Source organism: Mesorhizobium sp. M6A.T.Cr.TU.017.01.1.1 (genome assembly GCF_004023115.1).
GTDB classification, from domain to species: Bacteria; Pseudomonadota; Alphaproteobacteria; order Rhizobiales; family Rhizobiaceae; genus Mesorhizobium; species Mesorhizobium mediterraneum.
On record NZ_RZTA01000037.1, the window covers coordinates 41,898 to 54,752 of the forward strand.

The following is a 12,855-nucleotide window of genomic DNA, read 5'->3' on the forward strand; positions in this document are numbered from 1 at the left end:
TTTTCGAAGACCTCGCCGCAATGCTATTGACCCCTCATGCTTTACGTTGAAATCGCTATCGTGGTCGTCCTCATCTGCGTGAACGGCCTTCTGGCAATGTCCGAGCTTGCCATTGTCTCCTCGCGGCCTGCCCGTCTCAAGGCAATGATCGACCGCAACGTCACGGGTGCCGGCCGTGCCTTGGCGCTCGGCTCCAATCCCGGCAAATTCCTGTCGTCGGTGCAGATCGGCATCACCCTGGTCGGTGTTTTATCAGGCGCGTTTTCCGGCGCCACGCTGGGCGAGCGGCTGTCTGTGTTCCTGGAATCGACGGGTGTGCGCGAAAGCCTTGCCGACCCGATCGGCGTCGGCATCGTCGTCGCCCTCATCACCTACTTCTCGCTGATCATCGGCGAACTGGTGCCCAAGCAGATCGCGCTGCGCGATCCCGAGCGCGTCGCCGCCAAAGTTGCTCCGGCGATGACCATCCTTGCCACCGTCTCGGCACCGCTGGTGTTCCTGCTCGACATCTCCGGCCGCGCCATGCTGTGGCTGCTCGGCCAGCGCGGTGAAAGCGAGGAGAAGGTCACCGACGAGGAGATCAAGATGCTGGTCGCCGAGGCCGAACATCACGGCACCATCGAATCGGACGAGCGGCGCATGATCGCCGGCGTCATGCGGCTCGGCGACCGAGCCGTCCGCGCGGTGATGACGCCGCGCACCGAGGTCGACTGGATCAACCTGCAGTCCGACGACGCGGCGACCCGCAAGCTCCTGATGGAGACGCAGCATTCGCGCCTCCCAGCCGGCGATGGCAGCGTCGACGCCATGATCGGCGTCGTCCAGACCCGCGACGTGCTGGCCGCGATGCTTGGCGGTCGCGCGCTCGACCCGCGCCGGCACGTGCGCGCCGCTCCCATCGTCCATGACCAGGCCGACGCGCTGGATGTCCTTTCGACACTCAAGGAATCCAACGTGCCGATGGCGCTGGTCCATGACGAATACGGCCATTTCGAAGGCATCGTCACCCCGGCGGATATACTGGAGGCCATCACCGGCGTCTTCCGGGCGGATCTCGACGCCGGCGACGAGGAGAACGCCGTCAAGCGCGAGGACGGCTCATGGCTGCTCGCCGGATACATGCAGGCCGACGAGATGGCAGACGTTCTCGGCATCGACCTGCCCGAGAACCGCGACTACGAGACCGTCGCCGGTTACGTGTTGTCGCACATGCACCATCTGCCGGCGACCGGCGAATGCGTCGATGCGCAGGGCTGGCGCTTCGAGGTCGTCGACCTCGACGGCCGCCGTATCGACAAGCTCATCGCCACGCGCCTGCCCGGCGGCCATCGCGAAATCGTGCGGTAACAATCAACACGATTGTAGGCCTGTTCGAGTGTCAGCTCTGTGGCCGCATAGCGGACAGGCAGCTTCTAGTGTGAGATGTAAGTGAGCAGACATTCAGCTCGGCGCAGGCTCGGGCCTAATCTTGACTCGAGTCGACCTTCATCAACACATTTTGCTATCGGATAACCGACATTCGCGGCAACCAGCGCTGATGTCCCGTTGCGGACTTTCCATTGCGGACTTCCCATATCTCGCACGAAAGAGCTGGACTTGATTGAAACTCTACCGTTCGAGCAGATCAGCCACACGACCTAGCCTGCCAAATACCAGACATTGCGCCGTCGCTTCGGCATGGGAACGCGCGAGCCGGAGAAAATTCGGTGGTCGCGCAGCCGCATCATGCAGACCTATTGGATTTAGGACCCTAGAGGATCGATTCGCAGCAGTTTCTGCTTGCCGACCGAGAGTTAACGGAATGCATAAAGAGTATGCAAAGGTTCGAGGCAAAGGAATGCATATGGACGATCCGCTTAGATCCATGAATCGGCCCGGTCTTGGACGTGCAACGATGGGCTACCAGCCGGCCGAGAGTGACTTGCTGAGCGAAGTTCTGCGCGACTTGCGTCTTGCCCATGCTCGATATGGCCGCAGCGAATTGACGGCGCCCTGGGGCATCGCCGTGCCGTTCAGGGAGGGTGTACGTTTTCATGCGATGCTGGAAGGTCATTGCTGGATACAAGCCAAGAGCTTGCCGCCGCTGCTGCTCGAAAAGGGCGATGTGCTTCTTCTGCCCCATGGAACAGAGCACACCATGTCCGACCTGCCCAAACGGCGAGCCTTGCCGCTTGCGGATGTCAAACCGGCGTTGATTGGGAACGGAACTTACGAGTTGAAGTCTGGCGGCAGCGGTGCGCGATCGTTGATCGCATGCTGCACGATCGGCTTTGAGGGGCCGACGGCAAATCCGCTGCTGGAACTGCTGCCTCCGGTGATGCATATCCGTCATGCCGAGCACGGCGATACCGACCTACCAATCCTCGTTGCGATGATGGCGCGCGAGGCTGAAGGGCAAAGAATCGGCTCGGCAACGGTAATGGCGCGCCTCGCCGATATTGTCATGACGCAGGTAATCAGAACCTGGGTCGAGACGTGTTCCAACGATCTGACCGGTTGGCTGGCGGCCGTGCAGGATCCACAAATCGGGGCGGCGCTTGCAAGAATCCATCGCTCCCCCGGGGAAGACTGGCCAGTCGATCGCCTGGCGGCATTGTCTGGGCTGTCGCGATCGAGGTTTTCGCAGCGATTCAAGAGTCTATTATCCGTATCCCCCGCCCGCTATCTCCTGCAATGGAGGCTTAGGCTGGCGGAATCCTGGTTGCGGAACGGATATATGTCGCTGTCACAGGTCGCGTCGGAGTTGGGATATGAGTCCGATGCATCCTTCAGCAGGGCATTCAAACGCTTCATAGGCGTCTCGCCAGGTGCGGTCCGAGATTCCGGCCGCGGGTGAGCATAACAGAGACGACATCGGTCCTGCATATCGCCTGATCCGACCCACAGCCGATGTAATCGGCGCGACAAACGGCCAGACATTCAAGCGTTTCTGCCATAGCGGCGCCGCACCAGGATCTGCAAATTCCCAAATGCCGTAACCACTTCGACCGATTCGCGAGCCAGCAACGACCGTCGCGGTGGATTATCGAAGGAGCAATAGCCGGCACTCGCATGCGCCATGAACGCATGACGCGTGAATGCAGAATACCTCCTAGGCCGCTACCAGAAGGAGACTCATATGGCGTTGGTGTTGCCTGATCTTCCCCCACCAGCCACTGGCGAACACACGCCCTATTGCATTATCGCCAAGCATCGCGCCGCTCCTGGTCAAGGCGAAGCGCTCGTTACCCGGATGCTTGAGGATCTCGAAGCGACGAGATCAGAAACGGGCTGTCTACAGTTCCACATCCATCGTGATCGATCTGACCCTGATCTCATCGTCATCTACGAAGTCTGGCGCAGTATCGCTGCACTCAAAAGTCACTTCGGCGAGGCCTATGTCCAGAGGTTCGTCGCCGATGCCGGCGAATATGAGCCTGGCGACATGGAGACGCAGTGGCTCGAGATGCTGAGCCCATATGCCAGCGGCAGAGATCCGCGATGATCGGTGACGCGCAGCCTCTTCTGAATCAGCGCGTCGTGATCGTTGGCGGCACAAGTGGCATGGGTATGGGGGCGGCCCGGGCAGCCTCTCAAGCAGGCGCCGAGGTCATTGCGCTCGGGCGGCGCCCGTCGGCGAAATTGTCTGCAGAGCAAAGCGCCCACGGTTCGATCACGTTCCAGTCGCTGGACATGACCGATGATGCGGCGGTCGAGCAAGCGTTCGAAACACTGGGAGCGCTCGACCACCTTCTCATCACCGCAACTCCACCGAGTCCTGGAGGAACCTTCCTCTTCCAAACGATGGCCGACGCGCAGGCCGTTCTGTCTGGCAAGTTCCTGGGCAGTTGGTCTTGCGCGCGGCACGCGGCGCCCAAGATGCGGAAAGGCGGTTCGATCACATTCACTACTGGTGGCTTGGTGACCAGGCCTCGCATGGGCGCTTCGATGATGATGGTCGCGTTCGCTGCTCTGGAGGCGCTGACACGAGCCCTTGCGCTCGAACTCGGTCCGATCCGCGTCAACACAATCCGTCCAGGCGTCATAGACAGTGAGATGTGGGCCGGCATGCCGCAAACCAAGCGCGAGGCGTTTTTCGCGTTGGTACGCGAGCGCTTCCCAGCGGGTCGGGTTGGAAAGGTCGACGATATCGGCAAGGCCGCACTTTTCCTGATGACTAATGATTTCGTGACCGGCGCTATTCTAGAAGTGTCAGGAGGCGAAACACTGGTCAGCATCGAATGATCTAACAGATTAAGTCTCAAGGGTTAAGAGATCAGTATCCATCGGATTCATGCGGCAAGTTCACAACGGTGACCATCAATCAAGCGCGTTACTGACATTTCAAATAAACAAATGGACCGCAGATGAAAAGAATCATTGAGACACTACACGTTGCCCTATTTGTCGTTGCGTTCGCCCTGCCCGTTCCTTTCGGCGCATTGGCTCAAGATGGCTCGGCCGCGGCCGCGCCCCCGACGCAGTCCGAGTTGCCGAAATGGCTTAGTCGCGGATTGCCGGGTCAGGCGCATGAGGTTTTGGCGCCACTAGTTGGCACCTGGCGGGTCCAGTTGAGCTTGTACGGCACGCTCGGCCGCAGCCCCGATCAGCCGCCGCTCGTGACGGACGATCTCATGAGCCGTCGGCAGTGGTTGGCAGGCGAGCGTTATATCGAAGATACGATGGAGGGGACGCTGGACGGAGCGCCAATCTGGCGCAAAGGCTGGCTCGGCTACAGCATCATGGACGACCGATACGAGTGGATCACGATCGATCCTGTCAATACAACCATGATGTACTACAAAGGCGCCGCCGGATCGGGAAATCAAAGGCCGATCAGCATGTCGGGGGCCTTCACCGACCAAGGCGTCGCGGGCGAAGACACGGTCGGCAAGTCGGTCGGCATGCGCACAGTAATCAAAATCGAGAACAACGATCGCCATGTCTTTGAGCTCTATTTCACACGTCCCGGACAGCAAGAGGCCTTGGCCACGCGCGGCGTCTATACACGGCTGAAAGAGTGAGCGTCCGCTCGAGGGCGGCCCGGCGTCTCATTAGCTCGCTCGGTGCTTGACGGCGCCGGGTCTGAACCATGGAGCCGAGAGTTTGTATGCAGATAGCGGCAAAATACCCGCAATAATTGTCGAACCGGCAGCAATGTCCAGGTTCACGTCCTGAACCCCTGATTTAGAATGTGTGAGCGGGGGGTTCACCAACATCTAAACTCAGGATGCATCATGCCTAGGACTGTTCGCTATTTGACCCATCCGCAGGTTCGGATCGAGCCCGAGAAGACCGTGCCAAACTGGTCGCTGAACGAGATCGGCGCGGGGCGGGTCGTCGCCTTGGCATCGCGTCCTGGATTGCTCGCCCTGACACGGCGGGTAGTTTGTAGCAACGAAACCAAGGCGATCGAGACCGCGCAACCGATTGCAAATGCTCTCGGCGTTGATCTGGAAATGCGCCCTCGCATGCACGAGAATGACCGCAGCGCGACCGGCTTCCTCCCTCCAGAAGAATTCGAGAACACCGCAGATGCCTTCTTTGCCAACCCGTCGCAAAGCGTTCGCGGCTGGGAGACGGCTCAGGATGCGCAGCGCAGGATTGTGGAAGAGGTCGAGACCTGCCTCTCCAGCCCGGGGGTAGGCGATGTGCTGTTCGTCGGGCATGGCGGCATCGGCACGCTCTTGTTTTGTGCCTTATCGGGCTTTGCCATTGATCGCCGGTTCGACCAGGGACCGGGCGGTGGCGGGTGCTGGTTTGAGTTTGAAATTGAGAAGCGCAAACCGTTGGGCGGCTGGCAGCCAATGGAAATACTGTCGAGGATTCCTAGCCCCTGATATCGCGTCCAGTGGCTGACTTCCGCCCAGATATGCCGCCATCGAGGAGACCAGTCCAATGCCAATCATCACCGTCCGATACGCAACAAGCCACGAGGTGAGACCCGAGGACGTGGCCAGTGCGGCGTCGGCAGCATCCACCAGCTTTTTGCGCAAGCGCGCTGACCTGACAGCCGTCATCGCCGAGCCCGTAGATCAATCTCGGTGGTTCATTGCTGGCAACAGCCTTGCAGAGCACGCGCTGGCGAGCTTCTGGCTAGAGATCCGGATCGTTGAAGGCACCAGCACCAAAGAAGAGCGGGAGCGCTTCATAACCGGCATTTTCGAGGCGATGGGCCAACTGCTGGGACCCCTCCATCACGAAAGTTACGTGCATGTCCATGAGGTCAGGGCCGATGCCTATGGTTTCGGCGGACGCACGCAGGAGCGGCGCTTCATCGAGGCGCGACCGCTCCCTGCAGTCCCTGGGGCGGGCTGATGGTGTCTCCGGCGCCATTTAAACGGAATTCCCAAGTTGACGCACACTCTTTGAACATCTGCACAATCGCGTAGGCCTGTGTCGACGGCTCTGTCGCTCAGGATGCGCCAGCGGCGGCATGCTCACCACAGGAGATATATGCAATGGCCGACACGACAACACCCCACACCGCGCTTCTCACGGCCCTCACGACAGAGCATTTCGTGCAGCAATCGGCGATCGGCGCAACCATCAGCGAAATGGCGTCGCGAACGACCATCTACATCATGTCTCTATCGAGCGCTCTAGTGGCGACGGGCTTTGTCGCGCAGTCGCCTGAATTCCTTCAGCCGTTTCTCCTAGCCGTGCTGCCATCGCTCTTTTTGCTGGGTAGCTTCACCGTCCTAAGGTTGATCGATATAGCCGCCGAGAACATGCAGGCCCATATCGGCATCGCCCGGATCAGAGCCTACTATCGAACGCTGGGGGACGATGCTGCTTTTCAGTTTTCCAAAGAGTTCGGCCGCTGGCCAGAAAACGACGCCGAACCGTCGCTGCGTTCCGGGCCGCTCCTGGCGCATCTCACCACAGCCGCGACGATGATCGCTTTCGTAAATGGCATTGTCGCGGCGGCGGGCGTGACCCTTCTAGCACTATATATCGGATCAGCGTTGGCGCCTGCACTGTGCCTTGGTGCCGGCACAACAACCGGCTTGATGATACTTTTCTATTGGTACCAACGCCTTCGAACGAAAGGCATGGTCCGTCTCGCCAAAGCTTATGGCCCTGAAAAGAGCGTTCTTTGAGCGGGAGGTCAATGCAGTATTGGCGCAACCACGACTTCCAGCGCGGTGACCGGCGCTGTCTGCTTCCAGGAATCAGCAAAGCTGATCTTTACGGCCGACATAGACAAATTCCAAAGTGTGGCAATTTAATTGACTACGATACTAAGGTATCAACACGACCTTGCCGGTCGAGCGGCGCTTGTCCAGAACCCGGTGTGCTTCGCTGGCCTGGTCGAGCGCGAAGCGGCTGCCTGTCGTCACCAAAAGCTCTCCGCTGGCGGCTAGATGGAAAAGCTCTGACAGGCTACCGCGGAGCACGTCTGGAGAAAGCAGCGGCAGCAGGGCAAACCCTCTCAGCGATTGGTTTCGATTGATCATCGCCTCCAGATCGGAGGCGCCGAGCGCGTATCTGCCCAGGGCGGCAAACACCAGTTCGCCGCAAGGCGCAAGCGCGGCGAGCGTTGCCGCCGTCATCGAGCCGCCGACAGTATCGTAGACGATATCGACGCCAGCGCCGCCTGTTGCTTCCCGGACCCGCGCTACCCAATCCACACTGGAATAGTCGATGCCCGCATCGGCTCCAAGCGACAGGGCAAGATCGAGCTTGGCCCGGCTGCCGGCGGCAGCGATCACTGCGCCGGCGCCTTGGCGCTTGGCCAGTTGGACCAGCAACGAGCCAACACCGCCGGCGGCGGCAAGGACCAGCACCGACTTGCCCTTTGGCGGGCTTTGCCGCAGCAGATGGAAGGCCGTCAGTCCCTGCACCATCAAGGCCGTCGCGGCTTCGAATGAGAGCGTGTCCGGCAGAGGCACGGCCAGCTTTGCGTCGATCGTCACATAGTCGGCATAGCCGCCAAAGGGACGCGTTGAAGCGAACAGCGGCGCCGCGACGCGTCTCCCGGTCAGCGACGTGTCCACTCCTTGCCCGACCGCCTCCACGATCCCGGCAGCCTCGACGCCGAGGACCATCGGCAAGTCCGGTGTCACCGCATAGCGATCCGCGCGCATCAGCACTTCGAAGAAATTCACGCCGGCTGCATGAACGCGGATCAGCACCTCGCCTGGTTGCGGCTCAGGCTTCGGCATTTCGACGACGTCGAGGACGTCGGGAGCGCCGAAACGATTCAGTTGAATGGCTCTCATGGCATGCACCCATCGCTATGGCATCGGCTGCTGTTTGCCACTATCTGCCTGATCGCGACTACACACTCATTTGTCCGCTGCTGACCAGAAGGTGACCATGGCCAAGCTGACCAAGAAGCTGCCAACCAAAAGACTGCCGATGCTGCCGGCGGAACGCGCCCTGAAAGTGATCTCGGGTCGATGGAAGGCTGTCATTCTCTACCATCTCTTCGACAGCCCCAGGCGACTGTCGGTGCTGAAGACGCTGGTGCCCAACATCACGCAGAAGGTGCTGATCCAGCAGCTTCGCGAAATGGAAGAACATGGACTTGTCAGACGCGAGATCTTTGCCGAGATTCCCTCACGCGTCGAATATTCGGCGACGAGCCTCGGCCTCAGTCTCGAGCCTATCCTTCTAGCGCTCTGTGAGTGGGGCCAGCACCATGCAGATGAGCTAAATGAGGTAGACCGCCTTGCCGACTGCATCATCAGGCCACGGCAGACACAGCAGCCGGCCATCGCCTGAATCAAAAGGGGCGACGCAAGCGCCGCCCCGGAATCCTTGGGAGGATTGTTCTGGTCTGCGGTTCAGGCCGCCTTGACTTCCTCGGCCACGGCATCGGCCTGGCGCGCCGCCTTCAGTACCTTGGCCCACCATGCGACGTCGTTGACCAGCGCGGTGGCCGCCTGATTCAGGTGCTCTAGTTCCTCGAGCTTCTTTTCACCTTGCCTGACGGCAAGGAAATCGCCCCACGCAATGTGGACGGCGGACTTGACCGGCGCCATCTGCAATTCCACGGCATACAATCTGAGCTGCTCGACTGCGCGCGAGCCACCGACGCTGCCATAACCGACGAAACCGGCAGGCTTCTTGTTCCATTCATTGGCAGCGTAGTCGATGGCGTTCTTCAGCACGGCAGTCGGGCCATGATTGTATTCGGCGGCGGTGAAGATGAAACCGTCGAATTCCGCAACCTTCTTCTGCCAGCGCTGCGCCACTTCATTCTGCGACGGCGCCCAGGCGGACGATGCGACCTCGTCGAAGAACGGCAGCGGGAAGTCGCGCAGGTCGACTACTTCCACGTCGATGTCGGCATGCGACTTGGCGATCTTGGCGATCCACTGGGTCGGAACGTCGGCAAATCGTGCGGCGCGGGTCGAACCGACGACAATGGCGATTTTGGGCTTGGACATAGAGGGGCTCTCCTTTAGGCAAATTTCTGGTATCGTTTAGATACCTGAGCTATATGAGTGACCGAGCTGATGACGCGCAAGGAGGCACCTTTTTGTTACCAAGGCACCCGCACCGCACCGAGGACTGCCGCGCCATCTCGGAAATCCTGCAGCGCGTCGGCGACAAATGGACCGTGCTGGTCGTCGGCAAGCTCGGTGACGGGCCGCTGCGCTTCAACGAGCTGCGCAGCGCCGTTGGCGGTATTTCGCAGAAGATGCTGACCACCACCTTGCGCGGGCTGGAGCGCGACGGCTTCGTCACCCGGACCGTGTTTCCAACCATTCCGCCGCGCGTCGATTATGAGCTGACCGATCTTGGCTACGAGCTTCTTGTGCCGGTCGGTGCGCTCGGCGAATGGGCGCGCAAGAACACCGAGCGTGTCAAGGCCGCGCGGGCGAGGTTCGATGGGATTCATGCCTGAAACTCTTGCGCTGCAAGGGTTTGCGCGCGGCGCGTAGCGAAGACGAATTCTTCGGCTGCATCTGCATTCCGGCCCGCAGACGGCTTTCGGTGCGTTTCGACTTCGGGCCCGATTGACCACCCTGCATGGCGCAGGCCGCCTCTTTGCCGTCACCGCGCCGGTGTCCCACGTCGTTGCAACGCGGATTCCGCTCCTGATCACTTGCCGCTTGAGAGTGTGGTTTTCGGAGGCGCCACTGGCTTCGGCCTCGTCTCGTTTGATCTCGGTTTAGGCGGTTGCGGCGAACTGGCCGAACAAGGCTACAAGCGCCTGCCAATGCGCCGTTCAGCAATCGTTGACGCATTGTCTTTTCCCCCATGCCCTACCGGACATGGTCACGGAAACGTGCAAACGCGAAGCATCACACAGCATCGCTATTCGCATCTCTTTGCGGGAGGCTGGCAGCGGCGGTGCCGTTGACTTCCAGCTGACTACATCCAGCCGATCAGCCTTCCGCCGGAACCGCCTTCGGCTTGCCTTCGCCGTCCAGCGCCACCATGACGAAATCGGCATGGGTGACCTTCTCCATCAGGTCGGAGAGGTAGCGCTGCGCCCATGCCTCGACCTTGAGCGTCATCGAGGTACGGCCAACGCGCTCGACATGCGTATAGATGCACAGCGTGTCGCCGATCTTCATCGCTTTGGCGAACGACATTTCCTTCACCGCTGCCGTCACCACGCGGCCCTTGGCGCGCTCGGCGGCGCGGATGCCGCAGGCAAGGTCCATCTGCGCCATCACCCAGCCGCCGAAGATATCGCCCGCCGCATTGGCGTCCGAAGGCATGGCCAACGTCCTGAGCGTCAGATCGCCGATCGGCCGTCCATCCGCATAATGCACCATGCGCCAAATTTCCCTCGATATCGATCTTCTCCCGATCCCGTATCGGGATGGCAACGGTGCGTCAACGCGCCGCCAGCCGGCAATGTCGCAGTTTGAAGCTCGGCTATTGGCGTCCGTTGCCAATGAGCGCGTAGCGGATGGAGCCGACCGCGGGAAGTCTCGGCGCTTGTGCCACCGGATTCGCGCGTCGCCCGCCAGGATGATTTCCGTGATTGTTTCAAGTGGTGAACGCTGGTTGTCGGGGAGCACCATCGGTGGTTACCTTGATGGCAATTTGGGAGGACAGCCTCATGCCCGGCAAGCGGGCGAAACGATGAGATTGGAGGAGACGATGCCAGGCGTTGAAGCCGCGATTAGGGAACTGCTGGAGAGTCGATCGGCCGCCACGGGCGCCAAAGACATCGAGTGGCTTATATCCCTTTACTCCAGCGACATAGTCTATTTCGACCTCGTACCGCCGCTTCGCTATGTGGGATCCAACGCCCTTCGCGAGCGGTTCTTAGATTGGTTTCCCCGCTGGTCTGGTCCGATCGGCCAGGAGCTTGGCCAACTGGATGTCGCAGCCGGCGACGCGGTTGCCGCCGCATGGATGCTTATCCGAGCGCATGGCGCCCTGAAAACAGGCGCGAATGTCGACTACTGGGTGCGCGTGAGCAATGCATTTCGTCGATCTGGAGACAGATGGACGATCACGCACGAGCACGTTTCCCTCTCCGTCGACATGCGGAGCCGGACAGCAGTCTTGGACTTGACCCCATAGCGTCGCTGGAACAACGTTCGAGAGGGGATTTTGACGTCCTTTCTACACGCCTAAAAGCAACAGGACTTGAGGGCCAGTCACCTTTTTCACAAGGGAAGCCGGAAGCCTCAGTGACGCCAGAGGCGTGCGCCGTCTATGGTAGAGCCTGAATTCCGAAGCCGCCCGCGTCCATCATGCAGACCTGTGGTTTCATCGTGAAGCACCTGACATGAAGCTTACCTTTCACCCTCTGACGCCTGATCTATGGCCCGCGCTCGGGGACCTGTTCGGTGAGAGCGCCGTCTGCAGTCGCTGTTGGTGTATGTACGGGCGTATTGGCAGTTCTTATCGAAAGCGACCAGGTGAGGAAAACAAGGCCGCGTTCCGGCAAGCCGTCGAGAATAGTCCCTCCCCAGGCATACTTGCTTTCGACGGCGAGACTGCTGTCGGCTGGTGCCAGGTGACACCGCGAGATGCCGTGCCTTGGCTCGATCGGCTGTGGCAGCTCAGGCGGGTGGATGATGCGCCGGTTTGGTCCTTGTCCTGCCTCTACGTGCGAAAAAGGTACCGCCGGCATGGCGTCACGTCACACCTGATCGCAGCGGCGCTGGAAGCTGCAAGGCGTGCGAATGCCCCTGCGCTCGAAGCCTATCCTTTTGATGCCGATGTATCGCCCAGCGCCTCCGGCTGTGGATACGCCTCCACCTTCGCTCGCGCCGGGTTCAGGGTCGTCGCCCGCAGGGTGCCAGCCCGCCCGATCATGCGTTATGATCTCAAGCAAAATGCTTGATGATGGCGTGCGATGCTTGGACCGCTTGCCCACGAGGCAAAGGCCGCTTCGGCCAGGACCCCGAAGGCAAACGATGTGCCGGTCGCTTTTTTCACAAGCGATGCCGGAAGCTCCGGTGATCGCGGCGGCTTGCGGCGTCTAGGTTGAGCAAAAATTCGGAGCCGGCCGCATCCATCATGCAGACCTATGATTTCATCGTCGTCGGCTCCGGCTCGGCCGGCTCGGTTCTTGCCGAAAGACTATCGGCCTCGGGCCGCTTCTCGGTTCTGGTGCTCGAGGCCGGCGGCACCGACCGGCGCTTCTACGTGCAAATGCCGCTCGGCTACGGCAAGACCTTCTTCGACCCGGCCGTCAACTGGAACTACAAGGCCGAGCCGGACCTCGGCCTCGCCGGCAATGTCGATCACTGGCCGCGCGGCAGGCTGCTCGGCGGCTCGAGCTCGATCAACGCCATGGTCTGGATCCGGGGCGCGCGCGAGGATTTCGACGCTTGGGCAGCGGCCGGCAATCCCGGCTGGGGCTTCGACGACCTGCTGCCTGCCTTCAAGGCGCTCGAGGACAATCAGGCCGGCGCCAACCAGTGGCGGGGTGTCGGCGGTCCGTTGCAC

15 protein-coding genes are annotated in these 12,855 nt (G+C 60.7%); 12 read left to right on the forward strand and 3 right to left on the reverse strand.

Annotation, left to right across the window (positions count from 1 at the left end):
• Positions 1-36 precede the first annotated feature (36 nt).
• The 8 genes from EOB36_RS14480 to EOB36_RS14515 all read left to right on the forward strand — a co-directional run bounded on the left by EOB36_RS14480 (position 37) and on the right by EOB36_RS14515 (position 7,082).
• Complete coding sequence (locus tag EOB36_RS14480; RefSeq protein ID WP_095488885.1) at positions 37-1,347, forward strand: hemolysin family protein; 1,311 nt, start codon at positions 37-39, stop codon at positions 1,345-1,347.
• 496 nt (positions 1,348-1,843) lie between these two features.
• The gene (locus tag EOB36_RS14485) at positions 1,844-2,836 is read left to right on the forward strand and encodes an AraC family transcriptional regulator (RefSeq protein ID WP_206073023.1); all 993 of its coding nucleotides are present in this window, start codon (positions 1,844-1,846) and stop codon (positions 2,834-2,836) included.
• A gap of 282 nt (positions 2,837-3,118) precedes the next feature.
• The gene (locus tag EOB36_RS14490) at positions 3,119-3,484 is read left to right on the forward strand and encodes a putative quinol monooxygenase (protein WP_126105307.1); all 366 of its coding nucleotides are present in this window, start codon (positions 3,119-3,121) and stop codon (positions 3,482-3,484) included.
• Positions 3,481-4,224 (forward strand): SDR family oxidoreductase, encoded by a 744-nt coding sequence (locus EOB36_RS14495; RefSeq protein ID WP_095488883.1) that lies wholly within the window; start codon positions 3,481-3,483, stop codon positions 4,222-4,224. Before EOB36_RS14490 ends, EOB36_RS14495 begins: the two co-directional genes overlap by 4 nt.
• A 122-nt stretch (positions 4,225-4,346) precedes the next feature.
• Positions 4,347-5,003: a DUF1579 family protein gene (locus EOB36_RS14500; RefSeq protein WP_128285096.1), complete on the forward strand. Its 657-nt coding sequence runs from the start codon at positions 4,347-4,349 to the stop codon at positions 5,001-5,003.
• A 213-nt stretch (positions 5,004-5,216) separates the two neighbouring features.
• Positions 5,217-5,819, forward strand: a complete 603-nt coding sequence (locus EOB36_RS14505; RefSeq protein ID WP_128285097.1) for a histidine phosphatase family protein — start codon at positions 5,217-5,219, stop codon at positions 5,817-5,819.
• Positions 5,820-5,877: 58 nt separating this feature from the next.
• Positions 5,878-6,297: a tautomerase family protein gene (locus EOB36_RS14510; RefSeq protein ID WP_128285098.1), complete on the forward strand. Its 420-nt coding sequence runs from the start codon at positions 5,878-5,880 to the stop codon at positions 6,295-6,297.
• A 143-nt stretch (positions 6,298-6,440) separates the two neighbouring features.
• Complete coding sequence (locus EOB36_RS14515; protein WP_128243247.1) at positions 6,441-7,082, forward strand: hypothetical protein; 642 nt, start codon at positions 6,441-6,443, stop codon at positions 7,080-7,082.
• A gap of 141 nt (positions 7,083-7,223) precedes the next feature.
• Here EOB36_RS14515 and EOB36_RS14520 read toward each other — a convergent pair whose 3' ends face one another.
• Complete coding sequence (locus EOB36_RS14520; RefSeq protein WP_126105304.1) at positions 7,224-8,204, reverse strand: zinc-binding dehydrogenase; 981 nt, start codon at positions 8,202-8,204, stop codon at positions 7,224-7,226.
• 97 nt (positions 8,205-8,301) lie between these two features.
• Here EOB36_RS14520 and EOB36_RS14525 point away from each other — a divergent pair, with 97 nt between their 5' ends.
• Complete coding sequence (locus tag EOB36_RS14525; RefSeq protein WP_128285099.1) at positions 8,302-8,709, forward strand: helix-turn-helix domain-containing protein; 408 nt, start codon at positions 8,302-8,304, stop codon at positions 8,707-8,709.
• A 62-nt stretch (positions 8,710-8,771) separates the two neighbouring features.
• On the opposite strand, the gene EOB36_RS14530 is transcribed toward EOB36_RS14525, so the two are convergent.
• Positions 8,772-9,377, reverse strand: a complete 606-nt coding sequence (locus tag EOB36_RS14530) for an NADPH-dependent FMN reductase (RefSeq protein WP_127294715.1) — start codon at positions 9,375-9,377, stop codon at positions 8,772-8,774.
• Positions 9,378-9,469: 92 nt separating this feature from the next.
• On the opposite strand from EOB36_RS14530, the gene EOB36_RS14535 reads away from it, so the two are divergent.
• Positions 9,470-9,838: a helix-turn-helix domain-containing protein gene (locus tag EOB36_RS14535; RefSeq protein ID WP_029350030.1), complete on the forward strand. Its 369-nt coding sequence runs from the start codon at positions 9,470-9,472 to the stop codon at positions 9,836-9,838.
• A gap of 484 nt (positions 9,839-10,322) precedes the next feature.
• Here the strand turns inward: EOB36_RS14535 and EOB36_RS14545 are convergent, their stop codons facing one another.
• A complete protein-coding gene (locus tag EOB36_RS14545) occupies positions 10,323-10,718 on the reverse strand; it encodes an acyl-CoA thioesterase (RefSeq protein ID WP_023761257.1) in 396 nt (131 codons plus the stop codon).
• Here EOB36_RS14545 and EOB36_RS14550 point away from each other — a divergent pair.
• Entirely contained in the window at positions 10,717-11,478 is a 762-nt protein-coding gene (locus tag EOB36_RS14550; RefSeq protein WP_128285100.1) for a nuclear transport factor 2 family protein, read from the forward strand. The two genes, EOB36_RS14545 and EOB36_RS14550, sit on opposite strands and share 2 nt — an antisense overlap.
• Positions 11,479-12,423: 945 nt before the next feature.
• Positions 12,424-12,855: GMC family oxidoreductase N-terminal domain-containing protein (locus EOB36_RS14560; RefSeq protein WP_206637169.1), on the forward strand; the 432-nt coding region annotated here is incomplete at its 3' end.

Bases quoted from the DNA above. Each gene is read 5' to 3' on its own strand.
- EOB36_RS14545 (WP_023761257.1), bottom strand. From the start codon at position 10,718: ATGGTGCATTATGCGGATGGACGGCCGATCGGCGATCTGACGCTCAGG.
- EOB36_RS14480 (WP_095488885.1), top strand. From the start codon at position 37: ATGCTTTACGTTGAAATCGCTATCGTGGTCGTCCTCATCTGCGTGAAC.
- EOB36_RS14520 (WP_126105304.1), bottom strand. From the start codon at position 8,204: ATGAGAGCCATTCAACTGAATCGTTTCGGCGCTCCCGACGTCCTCGAC.
- EOB36_RS14515 (WP_128243247.1), top strand. From the start codon at position 6,441: ATGGCCGACACGACAACACCCCACACCGCGCTTCTCACGGCCCTCACG.
- EOB36_RS14505 (WP_128285097.1), top strand. From the start codon at position 5,217: ATGCCTAGGACTGTTCGCTATTTGACCCATCCGCAGGTTCGGATCGAG.
- EOB36_RS14500 (WP_128285096.1), top strand. From the start codon at position 4,347: ATGAAAAGAATCATTGAGACACTACACGTTGCCCTATTTGTCGTTGCG.
- EOB36_RS14550 (WP_128285100.1), top strand. From the start codon at position 10,717: ATGCGCCAAATTTCCCTCGATATCGATCTTCTCCCGATCCCGTATCGG.
- EOB36_RS14530 (WP_127294715.1), bottom strand. From the start codon at position 9,377: ATGTCCAAGCCCAAAATCGCCATTGTCGTCGGTTCGACCCGCGCCGCA.
- EOB36_RS14510 (WP_128285098.1), top strand. From the start codon at position 5,878: ATGCCAATCATCACCGTCCGATACGCAACAAGCCACGAGGTGAGACCC.
- EOB36_RS14490 (WP_126105307.1), top strand. From the start codon at position 3,119: ATGGCGTTGGTGTTGCCTGATCTTCCCCCACCAGCCACTGGCGAACAC.
- EOB36_RS14495 (WP_095488883.1), top strand. From the start codon at position 3,481: ATGATCGGTGACGCGCAGCCTCTTCTGAATCAGCGCGTCGTGATCGTT.
- EOB36_RS14525 (WP_128285099.1), top strand. From the start codon at position 8,302: ATGGCCAAGCTGACCAAGAAGCTGCCAACCAAAAGACTGCCGATGCTG.
- EOB36_RS14485 (WP_206073023.1), top strand. From the start codon at position 1,844: ATGGACGATCCGCTTAGATCCATGAATCGGCCCGGTCTTGGACGTGCA.